This window comes from Gordonia lacunae (assembly GCF_002149015.1).
In the GTDB taxonomy this organism is placed as follows: domain Bacteria; phylum Actinomycetota; class Actinomycetes; order Mycobacteriales; family Mycobacteriaceae; genus Gordonia; species Gordonia lacunae.
The window spans coordinates 104,085-121,645 of sequence record NZ_NGFO01000014.1; the positions used below are offsets into that span (position 1 = coordinate 104,085).

General features: G+C 69.3%; 15 protein-coding genes. 10 read left to right on the forward strand and 5 right to left on the reverse strand.

Annotated elements, in window-relative coordinates; translation table 11 throughout:
• Positions 1-51 precede the first annotated feature (51 nt).
• Entirely contained in the window at positions 52-942 is an 891-nt protein-coding gene (locus CA982_RS13715) for an alpha/beta hydrolase (protein ID WP_086535865.1), read from the forward strand.
• A gap of 12 nt (positions 943-954) precedes the next feature.
• On the opposite strand, the gene CA982_RS13720 is transcribed toward CA982_RS13715, so the two are convergent.
• The 3 genes from CA982_RS13720 to CA982_RS13730 form a co-directional block, all read right to left on the reverse strand.
• Positions 955-1,386, reverse strand: a complete 432-nt coding sequence (locus CA982_RS13720) for an SAM-dependent methyltransferase (RefSeq protein ID WP_086535866.1) — start codon at positions 1,384-1,386, stop codon at positions 955-957.
• 12 nt (positions 1,387-1,398) lie between these two features.
• Entirely contained in the window at positions 1,399-2,268 is an 870-nt protein-coding gene (locus tag CA982_RS13725) for a DUF305 domain-containing protein (protein WP_086535867.1), read from the reverse strand.
• 76 nt (positions 2,269-2,344) lie between these two features.
• Positions 2,345-3,169 (reverse strand): DUF3105 domain-containing protein, encoded by an 825-nt coding sequence (locus CA982_RS13730; RefSeq protein ID WP_086535868.1) that lies wholly within the window; start codon positions 3,167-3,169, stop codon positions 2,345-2,347.
• 150 nt (positions 3,170-3,319) lie between these two features.
• Here CA982_RS13730 and argS point away from each other — a divergent pair, with 150 nt between their 5' ends.
• The 6 genes from argS to rho all read left to right on the forward strand — a co-directional run bounded on the left by argS (position 3,320) and on the right by rho (position 12,193).
• The gene (gene argS, locus CA982_RS13735) at positions 3,320-4,972 is read left to right on the forward strand and encodes an arginine--tRNA ligase (protein ID WP_086535869.1); all 1,653 of its coding nucleotides are present in this window, start codon (positions 3,320-3,322) and stop codon (positions 4,970-4,972) included.
• Positions 4,969-6,390: a diaminopimelate decarboxylase gene (lysA, locus tag CA982_RS13740; protein ID WP_086535870.1), complete on the forward strand. Its 1,422-nt coding sequence runs from the start codon at positions 4,969-4,971 to the stop codon at positions 6,388-6,390. Before argS ends, lysA begins: the two co-directional genes overlap by 4 nt.
• A complete protein-coding gene (locus CA982_RS13745; protein ID WP_086535871.1) occupies positions 6,387-7,727 on the forward strand; it encodes a homoserine dehydrogenase in 1,341 nt (446 codons plus the stop codon). Before lysA ends, CA982_RS13745 begins: the two co-directional genes overlap by 4 nt.
• Positions 7,720-8,805 carry a threonine synthase gene (gene thrC, locus CA982_RS13750; RefSeq protein ID WP_086535872.1) on the forward strand — a complete coding sequence of 362 codons (1,086 nt, stop codon included), beginning with the start codon at positions 7,720-7,722 and terminating at the stop codon, positions 8,803-8,805. Before CA982_RS13745 ends, thrC begins: the two co-directional genes overlap by 8 nt.
• Positions 8,786-9,796, forward strand: a complete 1,011-nt coding sequence (gene thrB, locus CA982_RS13755; protein ID WP_086535873.1) for a homoserine kinase — start codon at positions 8,786-8,788, stop codon at positions 9,794-9,796. The genes thrC and thrB overlap by 20 nt, the downstream gene beginning before the upstream one ends.
• A 339-nt stretch (positions 9,797-10,135) precedes the next feature.
• The gene (gene rho, locus CA982_RS13760; RefSeq protein WP_086535874.1) at positions 10,136-12,193 is read left to right on the forward strand and encodes a transcription termination factor Rho; all 2,058 of its coding nucleotides are present in this window, start codon (positions 10,136-10,138) and stop codon (positions 12,191-12,193) included.
• 581 nt (positions 12,194-12,774) lie between these two features.
• Here the strand turns inward: rho and CA982_RS13765 are convergent.
• Both CA982_RS13765 and CA982_RS13770 read right to left on the reverse strand, forming a co-directional pair.
• Positions 12,775-13,722 carry a ChuX/HutX family heme-like substrate-binding protein gene (locus tag CA982_RS13765; protein ID WP_086535875.1) on the reverse strand — a complete coding sequence of 316 codons (948 nt, stop codon included), beginning with the start codon at positions 13,720-13,722 and terminating at the stop codon, positions 12,775-12,777.
• A gap of 1 nt (position 13,723) precedes the next feature.
• Complete coding sequence (locus tag CA982_RS13770; protein ID WP_086535876.1) at positions 13,724-14,932, reverse strand: sulfite reductase subunit alpha; 1,209 nt, start codon at positions 14,930-14,932, stop codon at positions 13,724-13,726.
• 303 nt (positions 14,933-15,235) lie between these two features.
• Between CA982_RS13770 and rpmE the strand changes: the two genes are divergently transcribed.
• The 3 genes from rpmE to prmC all read left to right on the forward strand — a co-directional run bounded on the left by rpmE (position 15,236) and on the right by prmC (position 17,541).
• Positions 15,236-15,448, forward strand: a complete 213-nt coding sequence (gene rpmE, locus CA982_RS13775; protein ID WP_010842972.1) for a 50S ribosomal protein L31 — start codon at positions 15,236-15,238, stop codon at positions 15,446-15,448.
• 135 nt (positions 15,449-15,583) lie between these two features.
• Entirely contained in the window at positions 15,584-16,660 is a 1,077-nt protein-coding gene (prfA, locus tag CA982_RS13780; protein ID WP_086535877.1) for a peptide chain release factor 1, read from the forward strand.
• A gap of 5 nt (positions 16,661-16,665) precedes the next feature.
• Positions 16,666-17,541, forward strand: coding sequence for a peptide chain release factor N(5)-glutamine methyltransferase (gene prmC / locus CA982_RS13785; RefSeq protein WP_086535878.1), 876 nt, complete (start codon positions 16,666-16,668; stop codon positions 17,539-17,541).
• Positions 17,542-17,561: the final 20 nt, after the last annotated feature.

Genomic DNA, 17,561 nt, shown 5'->3' on the forward strand with positions numbered 1-17,561 from the left:
TCGCCACGATCTCCGCACACAGGTGGGCGTCGTCCGAATAGTGTGCAACGTGTGCTGAACCGCTGGAGACAACGTGACGACTTCGCACCGGATCTGCGCACGATCGCACTGATCGCGCCGGGGCAACTCGTGTCACGTCGGACGCTCCCCGTCGTCCGACGGCTCTACCGCGTGCGCAATGGACGCGCGCCGGTCACCACCGCGACCACACCGAGCGGTGTCGAGGTGCGTGTGTTCCGGCCGGCGCACTCTTCGGGACACTTGCCCGCGCTCTTGTGGATTCACGGCGGTGGTTACGTCATCGGCAGTGCGGCCCAGGACGACAGATGGGCGCGGGCCATGGCGGAACGCGTCGGCATCGAGGTGGTGACCGTGGATTACCGCTTGGCCCCGGAACATCCGTATCCGGCGGCGATCGAGGACTGCCTCGACGCGCTGCGCTGGATGACCGACCAGGCGGACATCGACCCGACCCGGATCGCGATAGGCGGCAACAGTGCCGGCGGGGGACTCGCAGCGGCGCTGGCCTTTCGGGCACGCGACGAAGGGGTGGGGCTCCGGCTGCAGCTGTTGACCTACCCCATGCTCGACGACCGCACGCGCGAGCCCGATCCGCACCATCGCCTCTGGAACGCCTCGGCCAACGTCTTCGGATGGTCCAGTTATCTGGGCGGCGCCGACGCCCAGGAGGCGGTCCCGGCGCGCCGTGCCGACCTCGCCGGGTTGCCGCCCGCGTGGATCGGGGTCGGCACCCTCGACCTGTTCGCCACCGAGGACCGCGGCTACGCCGACCGCCTTCGCGCGGCGGGGGTCGAGTGCCAGGTCGACGAGGTGCCCGGCGCATTTCACGGATTCGACATCGTCGCGCCCCGAACATCGATCGCACAGGACTTCTTCGCCAGGCAGTGCGACGCCGTCCGACGCGCGCTCGCGCACGACTGACCGCACGCGATATCAGTGATCTGTCGGTAATTCGATACGTCGCAACGGATCACCGCCGTCGACCAACAACACTCCGCCCGGACGCAGCGCCCGCGTGACGGCGCGCACGGCCGCGTCGTAGAGACCGGGGTGTCGCCCGTCGAGGGCACCGACCCGCAGCGCGAACGCCACGTCGAACGGCACACGCTCGCCGAGTTCGAACTCCTCGACCGCGCTGCAGTCGAAGTCGAGCCGGTGCGAGCCGATCCCGTCGGCGTCAGCCGCCCGACGGGCGGCGCTCACCGCCCGTGACGAGCGGTCGACGCCCAGCACGAAGCCGTCGGGTCCCACGCGTCGAGCCACCTCGCGCGCGGCCGCGCCCGGCCCGCAGCCGATCTCGAGCACGCGCAGACCGGGCCGAAGCCCGAGTGCGTCGACCGCGGCGGCCAGACGTCGCGAGAGCATGTGTTCGAGCGGTCAGTTCATCGGAAGCGGTTGGGCGCCACGCAGTGCCAGCATCTGGGTGATGATCGCGATTTCCTTGTCCTGGGTTCGCTTCATGCTCGACGCCAGGTCGCGGACATAGTCCTGGTCGACGTTGGCCGGGTCGGCGGCGTACTCCATCATGTGCAGACCGCCCTCGTGGTGGCGCAGCATCAGCTGTAGGAACCTGACGTCGACCTCGGGACCCCGCATCGCGCGGAACTGTTCCATCTCCGTCGACGTCGCCATACCCGGCATCGCGGGCTGTTCTGCAGCAGAGTCCGCGCCACCTGCTGCGGGCGCTTCGGACGCCGGCATCGACATGTCACCGTGGTCCATGCTGCTGTGGTCGCCGTCCCCGTGGTCCATGTCCCCGTGATCATGACCGCCGTCGGTGTGATCCGCGGGATCCGAATGGTCATGTCCGGTGTCCGAACCCGGGTGGCCCATCCACGCCATGGTCGCGCCGGGATTGGTGACGGGCTGCCCCCAGCGCGACAGCCACGACTGCATCTGGCCGATCTCGTTGCTCTGGGCGGTGAGGATGTCGAACGCCATGCTCCGCACCTCGGGGTCGGTGCCGTGTTCGAGTTCGATCGCCGCCAGTTCCACACCCTGCTCGTGATGACGGGTCATGTCCTGGGCGAAACCGACGGCCGCCGAGTTCGCCGCGGGCGCGTCCTCACTCGTGGAGTCGTCGGCGAGGCTGGCCTGGATGAGAAGGCCGAGACCGACGCCGAAGAGCAGAAGTGCGGCACCACCCAGAGCCAGCAGGATCCGTGGGCGCGACGACGTCTCGTGCTCGGGAGCCTCGGGAGTCGTTGTCTCGTCCGGGGTGTGGGGGCGATCGCTGCTGTCGGTCATCGCTGGGTCCTCGTCGTCTCATCGGGCCATCGGACCCGGGAAAGTTGCCTGGACTGCCGTTCGGGTGTGAACCGCGTCAGCCCGCGGGCATCGGGTTGGCGCTGCCGCCGTTCATCGGAACCGCGTCGGGGCCGGGCTCACCCTGGTCTGCCGGCGGGGGATTCGACGGGTCGAACCCCGGGATGGCCGTACAGGTGGCCTGGGTCTCCGGGTAGGCGGCGGTCTGCGGGTTCTCCGGGTAGACACCGGGCATCATGTTGCGGCGCAACGCGGTGATGAACTGGTTCACGCGCGGATCGCGGGCGGAGTCCAGCTTGAGCTGGTGTCCCCAGCTCTGCAGCGACAGCGGCTTGTCGAGCCCGGGATAGGGCGACAGGAACAGGTACTGCTCACCGCGGACGAGTTGCTTGAGGTAGTCGAGGTCTTCCGGCGAGATGGTGTCCGGGTTGTAGGTGATCCACACCGCGCCGTGTTCGAGAGCGTGGACGGCATTCTCCGAACGCAGCGGGTTCGGGTACACCACGCCGGTGCAGGTCGCCCAGATCTCGTCGTGGGGACCGCCGAACGGTGGCGACTGGTCGTAGGCGACGCGCTGCGTGGCGGTGACGTGGCGGGCGGCCTCGTAGTACCGCTTCGTCACACCCGGGATGTTGGCCGCCGGGTCCGGGTTCTGCGGCGTGGGCACGAACTCCGACACCGATTCGACGGCGACGTCGTCCTTCTGCTCGGCGCGCTGCTCGTTGAACTTGGGGACGAGATAGATCGCGAGACCCGCGATGAGACCGATGACCACCACGACGGCGCCGATCAGCATCCAGTCGACCTGCCGTCCCGTCGCCGAGGGAACGGATCCTGCTCGTTTGCGGGACTTGGGGACGTTCGCCCCTGGTTTGCGCGCCATTGACTTCTTTCCTCATCCGACTGCGGGCGCCGGCGGGCGGGCGGAATGGCCCGGCGCGCGCTCGGCGCCCACGAGTGTACTGGTGGGCCCGGTGGGTCGAGCGGGGTGCGATTGTCGGTGATCAGGCCACGGCCAATAGGATGGTGTCCTGTGACTCCCGCCGACCTGGCCGCGCTGCTGCGCGCCGTGACCCTGACCGTGGTCCGCGACCGCGGACTGGACGAGAACCTGGTGCCCGACTCCATCGTCGTCGAGCGCCCCCGTCACGCTGACCACGGCGACTACTCCACCAACGTCGCCCTGCAGATGGGCAAGCGACTCGGCGTGAACCCGCGGGAGCTCGCAGGCTGGCTGGCCGACGCCTTCGCCGCCGCCGAGGGGATCTCGAAGACCGAGGTCGCGGGTCCGGGGTTCGTCAACATCTGGCTCGGCGCCGCCGCACAGAACACCGTCGTCGCCGCCGTGCTCGCGCGGGGTGCGGACTACGGGCGCGGGAACGAACTCGCCGGGTCGGTCATCAACCTCGAATTCGTCTCGGCGAACCCGACCGGACCCATCCATCTCGGCGGTACGCGTTGGGCGGCCGTCGGGGATGCGCTCGGACGCGTCCTCGCCGCCCGCGGCGGGGCGGTCACGCGGGAGTACTACTTCAACGACCACGGCGCCCAGATCGACCGGTTCGCCCGGTCGCTGGAGGCCGCCGCACTGGGCAACCCGACCCCGGAGGACGGCTACGCGGGGGATTACATCGCCGACATCGCAGCGCAGGTCGTCCAGACGGCCCCCGACGTCCTGTCGCAGCCCGAGGCCGACCGGCTCGAGACCTTCCGCTCGGTCGGCGTGGACCTGATGTTCAGCCACATCAAGCAGAGCCTGCACGATTTCGGTACCGACTTCGACGTGTTCACCCACGAGGACAAGATGTTCGCGACCGGCCTGGTCGACGAGTGCATCGCCGAGCTGAAGGCCAACGGCAACCTCTACGAGAAGGACGGCGCGTGGTGGCTGCGGTCCACCGAGTTCGGAGACGACAAGGATCGCGTCGTCCTCAAGAGCGACGGCAACGCGGCCTACATCGCGGGCGACATCGCCTACTACCGGGACAAGCGCAACCGCGGGTTCAACCTGTGCATCTACATGCTCGGCGCCGACCACCACGGTTACATCAGCCGGCTCAAGGCGGCCGCGGCGGCGCTCGGAGACGACCCGGCCACCGTCGAGGTGCTGATCGGCCAGATGGTCAACCTCGTCCGCGACGGCAAGCCGGTGCGCATGAGCAAGCGCGCGGGCACCGTCATCACCCTCGACGATCTGGTCGACGCGGTGGGAGTGGACGGCGCGCGCTACTCCCTCATCCGCTCGTCCGTGGACGTCAACATCGACATCGACCTGGACCTGCTGACCAAACAGTCCAACGACAACCCGGTGTACTACGTGCAGTACGCCCACGCACGGATGTCGGCGCTGGCCCGCAACGCCGCCGACCTCGGCGTCGTGTCCTCGCTCGACCATCTGGACCTCCTCGACGACCCCGCCGAGGGTGAACTGATCCGCACCATCGGTGATTTCGACGATGTCGTCGCCACGGCGGCCACCCTGCGCGAGCCACACCGGGTGTGTCGCTACCTCGAGGTGCTCGCCGGTACCTACCACCGCTTCTACGCGAAGTGCCGCGTCCTGCCCCAGGGTGACGAGAAGCCGGCCGACATCCACCGCGCCCGGCTGGCCCTGTGCGAGGCCACCCGTCAGGTCCTGGCCAACGGGCTCGGCCTGGTCGGCGTCACCGCGCCGGAGCAGATGTGAACGCCCACCCGGCCGGACCCCGGCACGCCGAACTGCTGGGCGCACCGCATCTCGCCGAGCGTCCGAACGATCCGGCAGTGCTCGCCGAGATACCGGCGCAGGTGTGGCCGCGCAACGCGTCCCGCGACGACACGGGTGAACTGCGGCTCGCCGGCGTGCCGGTGAGTGAACTCGCCGAGGAGTTCGGCACGCCCGCGTTCTTCGTCGACGAGGCCGACTTCCGGTCGCGGTGCCGCGACATGATGGCCGCGTTCGGCCCGTACGGACGAGTGCACTACGCGTCGAAGGCGTTCCTGTGCACCGAGATCGCCCGCTGGGTCGACGACGAGGGTCTGTCCCTCGACGTCTGCAGCGGCGGCGAGCTCGCGATCGCGTTGCGCGCCGGGTTCCCGCCGGAGCGCATCGCGTTGCACGGCAACAACAAGAGCGTCGACGAGCTGCGCGCGGCGGTCGACGCCGGGATCGGGCACGTCGTCCTCGACTCGATGGTCGAGATCGAGCGACTCGACGCGGTCGCCCGCGAGCGAGGTGTCGTCGCCGATGTGCTGGTGCGCGTGACCGTCGGTGTCGAGGCGCACACCCACGAGTTCATTTCCACCGCACACGAAGACCAGAAGTTCGGGTTCTCCCTCGCCGGCGGCGTCGCGATGGAGGCGATCCGGCGCGTGTTCGCCACCGACCACCTGAGGCTCGTCGGCCTGCACAGCCACATCGGTTCCCAGATCTTCGACATGGACGGCTTCGAACTGGCCGCCCACCGTGTGCTCGGACTGCTCCGCGACGTCGTGGGCGAGTTCGGCGTCGAGAAGACCTCCCAGATGTCGATCGTCGATCTCGGTGGGGGACTGGGGATCTCGTACCTCCCCGAGGAGCGTCCGCTGCCGGTCCAGCAGGTGGCGGAGAGTCTGGCCGCGATCGTCGAACGCGAGTCGGCGGCCGTCGGCCTGCCGATGCCGATCATCGCGGTCGAACCCGGCCGCGCGATCGCCGGTCCGGGTACGGTCACCCTGTACCGCGTCGGCACCGTCAAGGACGTTGCCCTCGGCGGCGGGGCCGTCCGGCGCTACGTCTCGGTCGACGGCGGCATGAGTGACAACATCCGCACCGTCCTCTACGACGCCGAATACGACGTTCGGCTCGTGTCCCGGGTGTCGCAGGCGCGCGCGGTCGTCTGTCGCGTCGTCGGAAAGCATTGCGAGAGCGGCGACATCGTGATCAAGGACTGCTGGCTCCCCGAGGACCTCGGACCGGGCGACCTGATCGCGGTGGCGGCCACCGGCGCGTACTGCTACTCGATGTCGAGCCGCTACAACATGACCATGAGACCGCCCGTGGTGGCGGTGGCCGACGGGAACGCTCGGCTGCTGCTGCGCCGGGAGACCATCGACGACTTCCTCAGCCTGGAGGTGGGCCTGTGACCCGATCAATGGAGAACACCAGCGGCGCAACCGAGGTCGACCCGCGCACCATCGGTGTCGCGGTGCTCGGCATGGGCAACGTCGGCGCCGAGGTGGTGCGCATCATCACCGACAACGCCGACGATCTGCGTGCGCGCGTCGGGGCGCCGGTGGAGATCCGCGGGGTCGCGGTGCGCGATCTGGGACGCCCGCGCAAGATCGCGCAGGAACTGCTGACCGACGATCCGGCGTCGCTCGTCGCCCGCGACGACGTCGACATCGTCGTCGAGCTGATGGGTGGCATCGACCCGGCCCGCGGTCTGATCCGGTCCGCGCTCGAGAGCGGCAAGTCCGTGGTCACCGCCAACAAGGCGCTGCTCGCCGAGTACACCGGCGAACTCGCGACCGCCGCGGCCGAGGCCAAGGTGGACCTCTACTTCGAGGCCGCCGTCGCCGGCGCCATCCCGGTGATCCGGCCGCTGATGCAGTCGCTGGCCGGTGACACCGTCGAGCGGGTCAACGGAATCGTCAACGGCACCACCAACTTCATCCTCTCGGCGATGGACGAGACCGGTGCCGACTACGCCGACACCCTCGCCGAGGCCGGTCGGCTCGGGTACGCCGAAGCCGACCCCACGGCCGATGTCGAGGGATACGACGCCGCGGCCAAGGCGGCCATCCTCGCCTCGATCGCGTTCCACACCCGGGTGACGGCGGCCGACGTCCACCGTGAGGGCATCTCGTCGGTCACCGCCGCCGACCTGGTCGCGGCCAAGAAGTTCGACTGCACGATCAAACTGCTCTCGATCTGCGAGCGGGTCCGCGATGCCAGTGGCGCGCAGCGGATCTCGGCGCGCGTGTATCCCGCGCTCATCCCGCTGACCCATCCGCTGGCAACGGTCAACGGCGCGTTCAACGCCGTCGTCGTCGAGGCCGAGAACGCCGGCCGGTTGATGTTCTACGGCCAGGGTGCCGGTGGTTCGCCGACGGCGTCGGCCGTTCTCGGCGACATGGTCATGGCCGCCCGCAACCGCGTCCACGGTGGCCGGGGACCGCTCGAGTCGACGTACGCCTCGCTGCCCGTCGCCCCGATCGACGACGTCTTCACCCGCTACTACATCTCGATGCGGGTGGCGGACCGGCCGGGGGTACTCGCCCAGGTCGCCGGTGAATTCACGAAGCGGTCGGTGAGCATCGCCGCGGTGCGTCAGGAGGGTGCGGGCGACGACGCCCGGCTGATCGTGGTGACCCACCGCGCGCCCGACCGTGCGCAATCGGATTGTGTTGCGGCGCTTGAAGACATGGACGCCGTCATCAAGGTGTCGAGTGTGTTGCGATTGGAAGGTACCGATGACTGAAGCGACTTCTACGCCCGTGCACCGCGCGTGGCCGGGCCTGATCGAGGCATACCGGTCGCGGCTGCCGGTCCGTGACGACTGGAAGGTCGTCACCCTGCTCGAGGGCGGCACCCCGCTGATCAGCGCGCCCCACCTGTCGTCGTTGACCGGGTGTGAGGTGTACCTGAAGGTCGAGGGCCTCAACCCGACCGGGTCGTTCAAGGACCGCGGCATGACGATGGCCGTCAGCAATGCGGTCAACAACGGCAAGACCGCCGTCCTGTGCGCCTCGACGGGCAACACCTCGGCGTCGGCCGCCGCGTACGCCACCCGGGCCGGCATCACCTGCGCCGTGCTGATCCCGCAGGGCAAGATCGCGATGGGCAAGCTCGCGCAGGCGGTCATGCACGGCGCCAAGATCATCCAGGTAGAGGGCAACTTCGACGACTGTCTCGAGCTCGCGCGCAAGGCGACCGCGGAGTTCACCGAGATCGAGCTCGTGAACTCGGTGAACCCGGCGCGGATCGAGGGGCAGAAGACCGCCGCATTCGAGATCGTCGACGTCCTCGGGCGCGCGCCCGACGTCCACGCGCTGCCGGTCGGGAACGCGGGCAACATCACCGCGTACTGGAAGGGCTACACCGAGTATCACGCGGACGGCGTCTCGTCGTCGGTGCCGCGCATGCTCGGTGTGCAGGCCGCGGGCGCCGCGCCACTGGTGAACGGTGCGCCGGTGAAGGAGCCGGAGACCATCGCCACCGCCATCCGCATCGGATCACCGGCGAGCTGGAACCAGGCGGTCGCGGCGAAGGACGAGTCGAACGGCCAGTTCCGGGCGGCGACCGACGAGAAGTTGCTCGAGGCCTACCGTCTCGTCGCAGGCAAGGAAGGCGTCTTCGTCGAGCCGGCCTCGGCAGCCAGCGTCGCGGGTCTGCTCGCGGCCAGTGCCGACGGCTGGATCGAGCCGGGATCGACCGTGGTGTGCACGGTGACCGGCAACGGGTTGAAGGATCCCGACACCGCGCTGGCGGGCATCCCGGCGGTCGAGGCCATTCCGGTGGATCCGGTGGCGGTCGCGAATGCTCTCGGTGTCGGCTGACGGGGCCGGGCGTCCGGTTGTCGGGTCGGACGCCGACGGTGACGTGAGCGGAGCGTCGCCGTCCGCACGTATTCTGCCGGTCGGGCTGTCGACGAGGGTCCGGGTGCCGGCCTCGAGTGCCAACCTGGGGCCCGGATTCGATTGTCTCGGTATGGCTCTGGGGATCTACGACGAGGTGATCGTCGAGACCGTGCCGGCGGGTGTCGCCCTCGAGGTCGAGGGTGAGGGCGCCGAGGACGTGCCGCGTGACGACTCGCATCTGGTCGTGCGCGCCCTGCGTCGGGGACTGGCACACGCAGGTCTCCGGGCGCCCGGCCTGACGCTGCGCTGCGTCAACCGGATCCCGCATTCGCGAGGACTGGGCTCGTCGGCCGCCGCCGCGGTGTCGGGGTTGGCCGCAGCGTCGGGTCTGATCTCGGCCGCCGGTCTCGGGTCCGGCCTGTCGCACGACGAACTGGTGCAGCTGTCCAGCGAGTTCGAGGGACATCCCGACAACGCCGCCGCGAGCGTGCTCGGCTCGGCCGTCGTCACCTGGACCGAATCGGCCGACGGGGTCGCGTCGTATCACGCACACCGGCTCACTGTGCATCCGGACATCTGCGCGACGGTCTTCGTCCCGGACACCGAGTCGTCGACTTCCTTCACCCGCGGACTGCTGCCGGATGCGGTTCCGCGCGCCGATGCGGTGTTCAACCTGAGCCGTTCGGCACTCGCCGTGGTCGCGCTGACGGCCGACCCGCGCGCCCTCATGGCCGCATCGCAGGATCGGCTCCACCAGCCCTACCGCGCCACGGCGATGGCGCCGACCAGTGGCCTCGTCACCGCGCTGCGGGCGCGGGGACACGCCGCGACGGTGTCCGGGGCCGGACCGACCGTCCTCGTCCTCGGAACCTCGCCGGTGCCGGCGGACGTCCGTCAGCTGGCGCAGGGCCTCGGATTCGATGCCCGGTCGGTGGCCGTCGCCGGCGGAGTCGAGATCTCCGTCGGCTGACCGGCCTCCCCAGCCGGTGAATCTGCCGGTCGTCGTGCACTCGTTTGGCGGTTCCGGCGTGTTGCCCCTATCATGCGAACGGGGTTACCATATTCTGGTCTAGCCGCGCAGGCTTGTCCTGCCGCTTCTCATCCTTCACCGATCGGAGATGACCGGCTGTGTATCCGGGCCGGGGTCATGGATCTCTGTCGACGGTGCCGAAGCGCAGGTGTTTCCGAGCACGCTCGCAGCGGACCGCACATTCTCACCGTCCACCGCGGACGGACTCCCTAGCGCACAGAAGCAGGGAAACGTAGACCTCACGCAGTTCTCGTCTGTGGGAGGAACGAAAGGACTTCCGTGACCGATACGGACCTGATCACCGCACCTGCCGAGCAGGAATCCGCGGGTTCGGCCGGCCCCGACTCGGGACGACCGGCCACCAAGACACGTGCACGCACCGGCCTGTCCGGCATGGTGCTCAGCGAACTGCGGACGGTCGCCGGTGAACTCGGCATCAAGGGCACTTCCGGGATGCGCAAGGGCGACCTGATCGCGGCCATCAAGGAACGCCAGGCGGGCGGCGACGCACCCGTCGCCAAGAGTGCCCCGGCCCGGTCGAAGGCCGGCGCGTCGAAGCCGCCTGCCGCGGCCGAGGAGCAGCTGACCATCGGCGAGTCCCCGGCGTCGGCCGGTGGTGACACGACCGAGAAGACCGACGCGCCCCGGGGTGCGACGCGTGCCGCACGCGGCGCCGGACGCAAGGCCGCCGGGGCAGAGGCATCCGCAGCCGACAGCGCGACAGCGGACGGCCCCCGGAACGGTGCCGCGACCGACGCGGCCAAGACCGAGGACTCCCAGGGCGGCGAGGCCCGCACGGGCGGCACCGCTTCCGAGTCCGAGTCGTCGGAGGCCGGCGGGGATCGTGCACGACGCCGTGGGCGGGACGGCTCAGCCGACGCCGCGGGCGATGCCGACGGCGGTGAGCAGCGGAATCGCCGCAACCGTAACCAGAATCGCGACAACCAGAACCGCGAGGGCGGGCAGAACCGCGACGGCGGGCAGAACCGCGACAAGCAGAACCGCGACGGCGGTCAGGGTCAGAATCGTGACGGCGGCCAGAATCGTGACGGCGGCCAGAATCGTGACGGTGGCCAGGATCGTGATGACGACGGCGAGGGCGGCGGTCGCCGGCGCGGCCGGCGGTTCCGTGAGCGTCGCCGTGGGCAGAACCGCGACACCCCGAACGAGCCGCAGGTCTCCGACGACGACGTCTTGCAGCCCGTCGCCGGCATCCTCGACGTGCTCGACAACTATGCCTTCGTGCGCACCTCGGGCTATCTCGCCGGACCCAACGACGTCTACGTCTCGATGAACCTGGTTCGCAAGAACGGGCTTCGACGCGGCGACGCGATCACCGGTGCGGTGAAGGTGCCGCGAGAGGGCGATCAGCAGAACCAGCGGCAGAAGTTCAACCCGCTGGTGCGCCTGGACACCATCAACGGCGGCGACGTCGAGACGGCCAAGCGACGCCCCGAGTTCAACAAGCTCACGCCGTTGTACCCGAACCAGCGTCTGCGGCTTGAGACCACCCCCGAACGGCTCGACACCCGCGTGATCGATCTGATCATGCCGATCGGCAAGGGGCAGCGTGCCCTGATCGTGTCGCCGCCCAAGGCCGGCAAGACGACGATCCTGCAGGACATCGCCAACGCGATCGCGACCAACAATCCCGAATGCCACCTCATGGTCGTCCTCGTCGACGAGCGTCCCGAGGAGGTCACCGACATGCAGCGTTCGGTGCGGGGCGAGGTCATCGCCTCGACCTTCGACCGGCCGCCGTCAGACCACACCTCGGTGTCCGAGCTGGCGATCGAGCGCGCCAAGCGACTCGTCGAGAGCGGGAAAGACGTTGTGGTGCTGCTTGACTCGATCACCCGTCTGGGTCGTGCGTACAACAACGCGTCGCCCGCGTCGGGCCGCATCCTCTCCGGTGGTGTCGATTCGACCGCGCTCTACCCGCCGAAGCGGTTCCTCGGCGCGGCGCGCAACATCGAGAACGGCGGATCGCTGACGATCATCGCGTCGGCGCTCGTCGAGACCGGCTCCACCGGCGACACGGTGATCTTCGAGGAGTTCAAGGGCACCGGCAACGCCGAGCTCAAGCTCGACCGCAAGATCTCCGAGCGTCGGGTGTTCCCGGCGGTGGACGTGAACCTGTCGAGCACCCGCAAGGACGAGCTGCTGCTGTCGCCGGAGGAGTTCTCCATCGTGCACAAGCTGCGTCGCGTGCTCTCGGGTCTCGACTCGCAGCAGGCCATCGACCTGCTGATCAGCCAGCTCAAGAAGACCAAGACGAACATCGAGTTCCTGATGACGGTGCAGAAGACCGCGCCGGGCGGGAACAACGACGACTGAGTTCGTCCGGGCCACGCCTCGCCGGCCCTTCGTGGCTCGTCGCTATCGCTCCTCGCACCTCAGGGAGCAGTGGGTGGCCGGTCGCTATCGCTCCTCACACCTCAGGGAGCAGTGGGTGGCCGGCCGCTAGCGCGCCTCGCTCCTCAGGGAGCAGTGGGTGGCCGGCCGCTAGCGCTCCTCACACCTCAGGGAGCAGTGGGTGGCCGGCCGCTATCGCTCCTCACACCTCCGGGAGCAGGGGCGGCCGTCGCTTGCGCTCCTCGCACCTCAGTTTCTGCGGCCTGGCGGCCGTCGTGGACTACGAAACAACCGTCGCGCTCGGGGTGCGCGACCACATTCACTGCTCCCTGAGGAGCGAGCGTGCGAGCGTCACGAAGGGTCTCGCAAGCGCGTCTCGCCAAGGCCCTTCGTGACGCGCCCTCCGCAAGCTCCGGGCGCTCCTCAGGGAGCAGGGGCTATACGGTTCTTTCGGATTAGGGAGCAGTGGGTGGCCGGCCGCTCGCGCGTCTCGCACCTAGGGAGCGATGGGGGCCGCGGTCGTCGCCGACACCTCACTGGAGGAGGCAGGCCGGTGTCGTCGCTCAGCCGGCGAGATCGGTGGCCAGGTGCTCCCACGCCTGCGCAACGGCCGGGGCCGGCAAACCGGTCTGGGTGACCACCAGCGCGCACTCGCCCCGGCGGTTGTAGATCTCCAGTGACCCGGTGCGCCCCCACACCCCGTGGGGCCACGTGACCCAGCACTCGCCGACCAGGTCGAAGTTGACCATCACGCGGGTGGTGCCCGACGCGAGCACCATCTGGCCGCGATGCTCGCGGGCGCCGTCGAGGCGGTCACGGCGCATCTGCATGCATCCCGGGGCCGCCGTCGCGAACGTCACGGTCAGCCCCAGTCGGGCCGCGTGTTCGAGCGCCGCGATCACCGCACGGGTCTCGAGGCGGACGGTGCGCCGGCAGTCGAGGCCGGGCAGGCTCGCCAGGCGGGCGGCGCCGCCGTCGGTGAGTATCGCATCGAACTGGGCCACCTGGTCGTCACCGTGCGATGCGGTCGTGCGCACTCGTTGCGGCCCACCGGGCTTCGGCCCAGACCGATCAGTGAGTGGTCCGTCGCGGCCCGGGCCGGCGCCGTCGAGCGCCAGGGCTTCGAACGCCAATCGGTCGGAGTTCTCGGTGAGATAGGTGGCGTGTGCGGTGTTGCCGCGGTGGTCGAACAACCGCAGAGTCGGCGGAACATGGGCGGCGGGATCGCTGAGCAACGTCGACGACAGTCGAGAGGGATTGAGCCGCAGGGCTATCCGTTGCGAGTCGGCCCGGATGGGGCCGCCGACCGATACCGGGTCGTCGTGGACGCCGACGGCGTTCATGATCACCGGACCGGCAACCGTGACGCCGACGACCTGGGCCAGTTCCGGTAGCCGGGCAGCGACCGTGGGGACATCGTGGTTCACCGAGGAGTCTCCGAATCCCGCTGTCCGCAGCAGGATCTCGAGATCATTGCGGGCGGGCGGATCGTTCCCGGCGGAATCGGTCATGTCAGTAGACGTCGCGGAGGTAACGATTCTCGGAGCGTAGGCGGTCGATGTACCCGACGGCCTGCTCGGCGTCGAGACCGCCGTGTTCGGCGACGATCTCGTGCAACGCCGCATCGACGTCGTCGGCCATCGTCGCGGCGTCGCCGCAGACATACAGGTGGGCGCCGGACTCCAGCCAGGCGAACAGCTCGGCGCCGTGCTCGCGCATCCGGTCCTGGACGTAGACCTTGTGATCCTGATCGCGCGAGAACGCGAGGTCGAGGCGGTCGAGCACGCCTCCGGCGGCGAGTCGGTCGAGTTCCGCTGCGTACAGGTGGTCGTGCGCACGGTGCTGATCACCGAAGAAGAGCCAGTTGCTCCCGGAGGCGCCGGTCGCGGCCCGCTCGTGCAGGAAGGCCCGGAACGGCGCGATGCCGGTGCCCGGGCCGATCATGATGGCCGGCACGTCGTCGGCGGGCAGGCGGAACTTCTTGTTGGGGGAGATGAAGACGGGGACGGTGTCGCCGGGGGCGCACCGGTCGGCGAGGTGCGTCGAGCAGACACCGCCGCGATCCCGATCGGCAACGGTGTAGCGCACCGTGGCCATCGTGATGTGCACGGTGTCGCCATGGACCCGGGGGCTCGACGAGATCGAATACTCCCGATGGGCGAGCGGACTCAGCTCTTCGAGCAGTTCCTCGGGGGTCGGGGTGAACGTCGGGTCGAGGTCCAGGAGATCGAGGACGTCGAGGCCGTGCAGCCATGCATCGAGTGCCTGCGGATCGCCGGCGTCGAGCAACCGGGACAAATCGGGGTGTCCGGTGCGATCGGCGACCGCCCGGACCAGGTACTTCGACGGCGCGGAGATCTCGTACCGCGTGGTCAGCGCCTCCCGCAGGGTGTAGGTGGCCTTGCGGTCGGCGATGAGCTCGTCGCCGGCCGCGCCGAGCCGGTCGAGGAGGAGGTCGACGAGCTCCGGATCGTTCGCGGGGGCGATGCCGATGCCGTCGCCGGGCTCGTAGCTGATGCCGCTGTCGCCGAGGTCGAGTTCGAGATGGCGGACCTCCTTGGCCGACCCGGGGCCGGAGAGCAGCTCATTCGTCAGGACGGTCGCCGGGTACGGATTGCGCCTGTTCCACGGCGAGCGTCCCGCCTTGGCGGTGCGTCGCACCCGGGGTGCCGGTGCGGTGTCGACTGCGAGGCTGCTGCCGGTGGAGGCGGCGTCGTACATCGATGATCCTTCGGAGACGGTGTGCGTGGGAGCATGTGCCGCGGGACAAACCGGCGGGCGACGCCACGGTACTACACTTAGGCAACCCTTACGAGGATCGCGATCTGCGTCACGTGTACGCCGCGCGGGGAACGCTGGCGGGAATGGATCCGAGCGACCCGCCGTTGAGGCACCTGCGACCGTGGTGATCGGGATTTTTCCCGGTGATGCCGTACGTGGCATACTGATCGGTCGAGTCCGGTTCCGGTTCACACCGTCGACAGGCGACGGTGACCCGGCGACCATAGAAAGGGACATCCAGACATGAAGCAGGGAATCCACCCCGAGTACGCGACGACCACCGTCGTCTGCGGCTGCGGCAACACCTTCGAGACCCGCAGCACCGCTGCCAACGGTCGGATCAACGTCGAGGTCTGCTCGCAGTGCCACCCGTTCTACACGGGCAAGCAGAAGATCCTCGACACCGGCGGTCGCGTTGCCCGGTTCGAGAAGCGCTACGGCAAGCGCGCCAAGTAGACCACGCTGCGACGCCCGCCCGACGATTGTCGGGACGGGCGTCGCTGTGTTTCCGGTCAGTGTCTCTCCCGGCGCCGTTCTCCCCGGCGCCACTGCCCACCGGTGTGCCGCCGGACGACAAGTGAGGTCGCCTTCATGAGTACGCAGAGTCCCTCGGCCATCGACGACATCCTCGCCGAGCACTCGGGCCTCGAACGTCAGCTGGCCGACCCCGCCCTGCACGACGACCCGGCCGCGGCGCGGAGGGTGGGCAAGCGGTTCGCCGAGCTCGCTCCGGTCATGGCGACGTACAACCGTTTGAAGACAGCGCGCGAGGACCTCGAGGCCGCCCGCGAACTCGCTGCCGACGACGCATCGTTCGCCGCCGAGATCCCCGCCCTCGAGGAGGCGGTCGACGAGCTCGACGCCACCCTGACCGACCTGCTGGCCCCGCGCGATCCACACGACGCCGACGACGTGGTCCTCGAGATCAAATCCGGTGCCGGCGGCGAGGAGTCGGCGCTGTTCGCAGCGGACCTGGCCCGCATGTACCTCAAATACTGTGAGCGGCACGGCTGGAAGGCGCAGGTGCTCGGCGTCACCGAGTCCGATCTCGGCGGATACAAAGAGGCCACGTTCTCCATCAAGTCGAAAGAGGCCGTCCGCGACGGGGTGTGGTCGCGACTGAAGTTCGAGGGCGGCGTACACCGCGTGCAACGTGTACCGGTCACCGAGTCGCAGGGACGCATCCACACCTCGGCGGCCGGGGTGCTGATCTATCCGGAGCCCGAAGAGGTCGCCGAGGTGACCATCGACGAAACCGAACTACGCATCGACGTCTATCGCTCGTCCGGCAAGGGCGGGCAGGGTGTGAACACCACCGACTCGGCGGTGCGGATCACCCACCTGCCCACCGGGATCGTCGTCACCTGCCAGAACGAGCGCTCCCAGTTGCAGAACAAGGCCCGGGCGATGCAGGTTCTCGCCGCCCGCCTCCAGTCCGCGGCCGAAGAGGAGGCCGAGGCCGCCGCCGCGCAGGGGCGTGCCGCGCAGATCCGCACCGTGGACCGATCCGAGCGGATCCGCACCTACAACTTCCCCGAGAACCGCATCACCGACCACCGCATCGGGTACAAGGCGAACAACCTCGACGCGGTGCTGGCCGGCGACATGGACAACCTCCTCGACGCCCTCGTCGCCGCGGACCGGCAGGCCCGCATGGAAGCGGAATAGACCCCGTGACCGCCGCGCCGTCCCCGGTGTCGGGCGAACTGCGGGCGGGAACGACCCGTCTCGCCGCGGCCGGGATCGACTCCCCACGCCGTGACGCCGAGTGGCTGATGGCGCACGTGCTCGGGATCGACGCCGGCCGGCTGGTCCTGGTGGACACGATCGAAGGCGCCGCGGCGCGCGCCTTCCGGTCGGCCATCGAGCGGCGTGCCCAGCGGATTCCGTTGCAGCACATCGTCGGGACCGCCGCGTTCGGTCCGGTCGAGCTCGCCGTCGGGCCGGGTGTGTTCATCCCGCGTCCGGAGACCGAGTATCTCCTCGAATGGGCTGTCGACCGGCTGCGCGAGAGGCCCGGGCCGGCGATCGCGGCCGACTTCTGCAGCGGCAGTGGTGCACTGGCGATCGGTGTCGCGGCGATGAGTCCCGAGACCCGAGTCGTCGCGGTCGAGGCCGACGAGGACGCCCTGGTGTGGTTGCGCCGCAACGTCACCGGCGTGACGGCGGTGATCGGATCGCGGGTCGAGGTGATCGCCGCGGACGTCACCGATCCCGAACAGATCGCCGACGCCGTCCCGGTCGGCAGTGTGTCGGTACTCGTCACCAACCCGCCCTACGTCCCGCTCGATGCGGCGATCGGACCAGAGGTCGTGCACGACCCGGCCCGCGCGGTCTTCGGCGGGGCCGACGGGATGTCGGTGATCGAGCCGATGGTGCCGGTCATCGCCCGCACACTGGCGCCCGGCGGCGTCGTCGGGATCGAACACGACGACACGACCGCGGACGCGGTGGCGGCGTGCCTGCGTGCGCACGGCGACTTCGTGGACGTGACCCGGCACGCGGATCTGACGGGTCGGCCGAGGTTCGTGACGGCGCGCCGACGCTAGGCCGGGTCCGCCGGGCACGG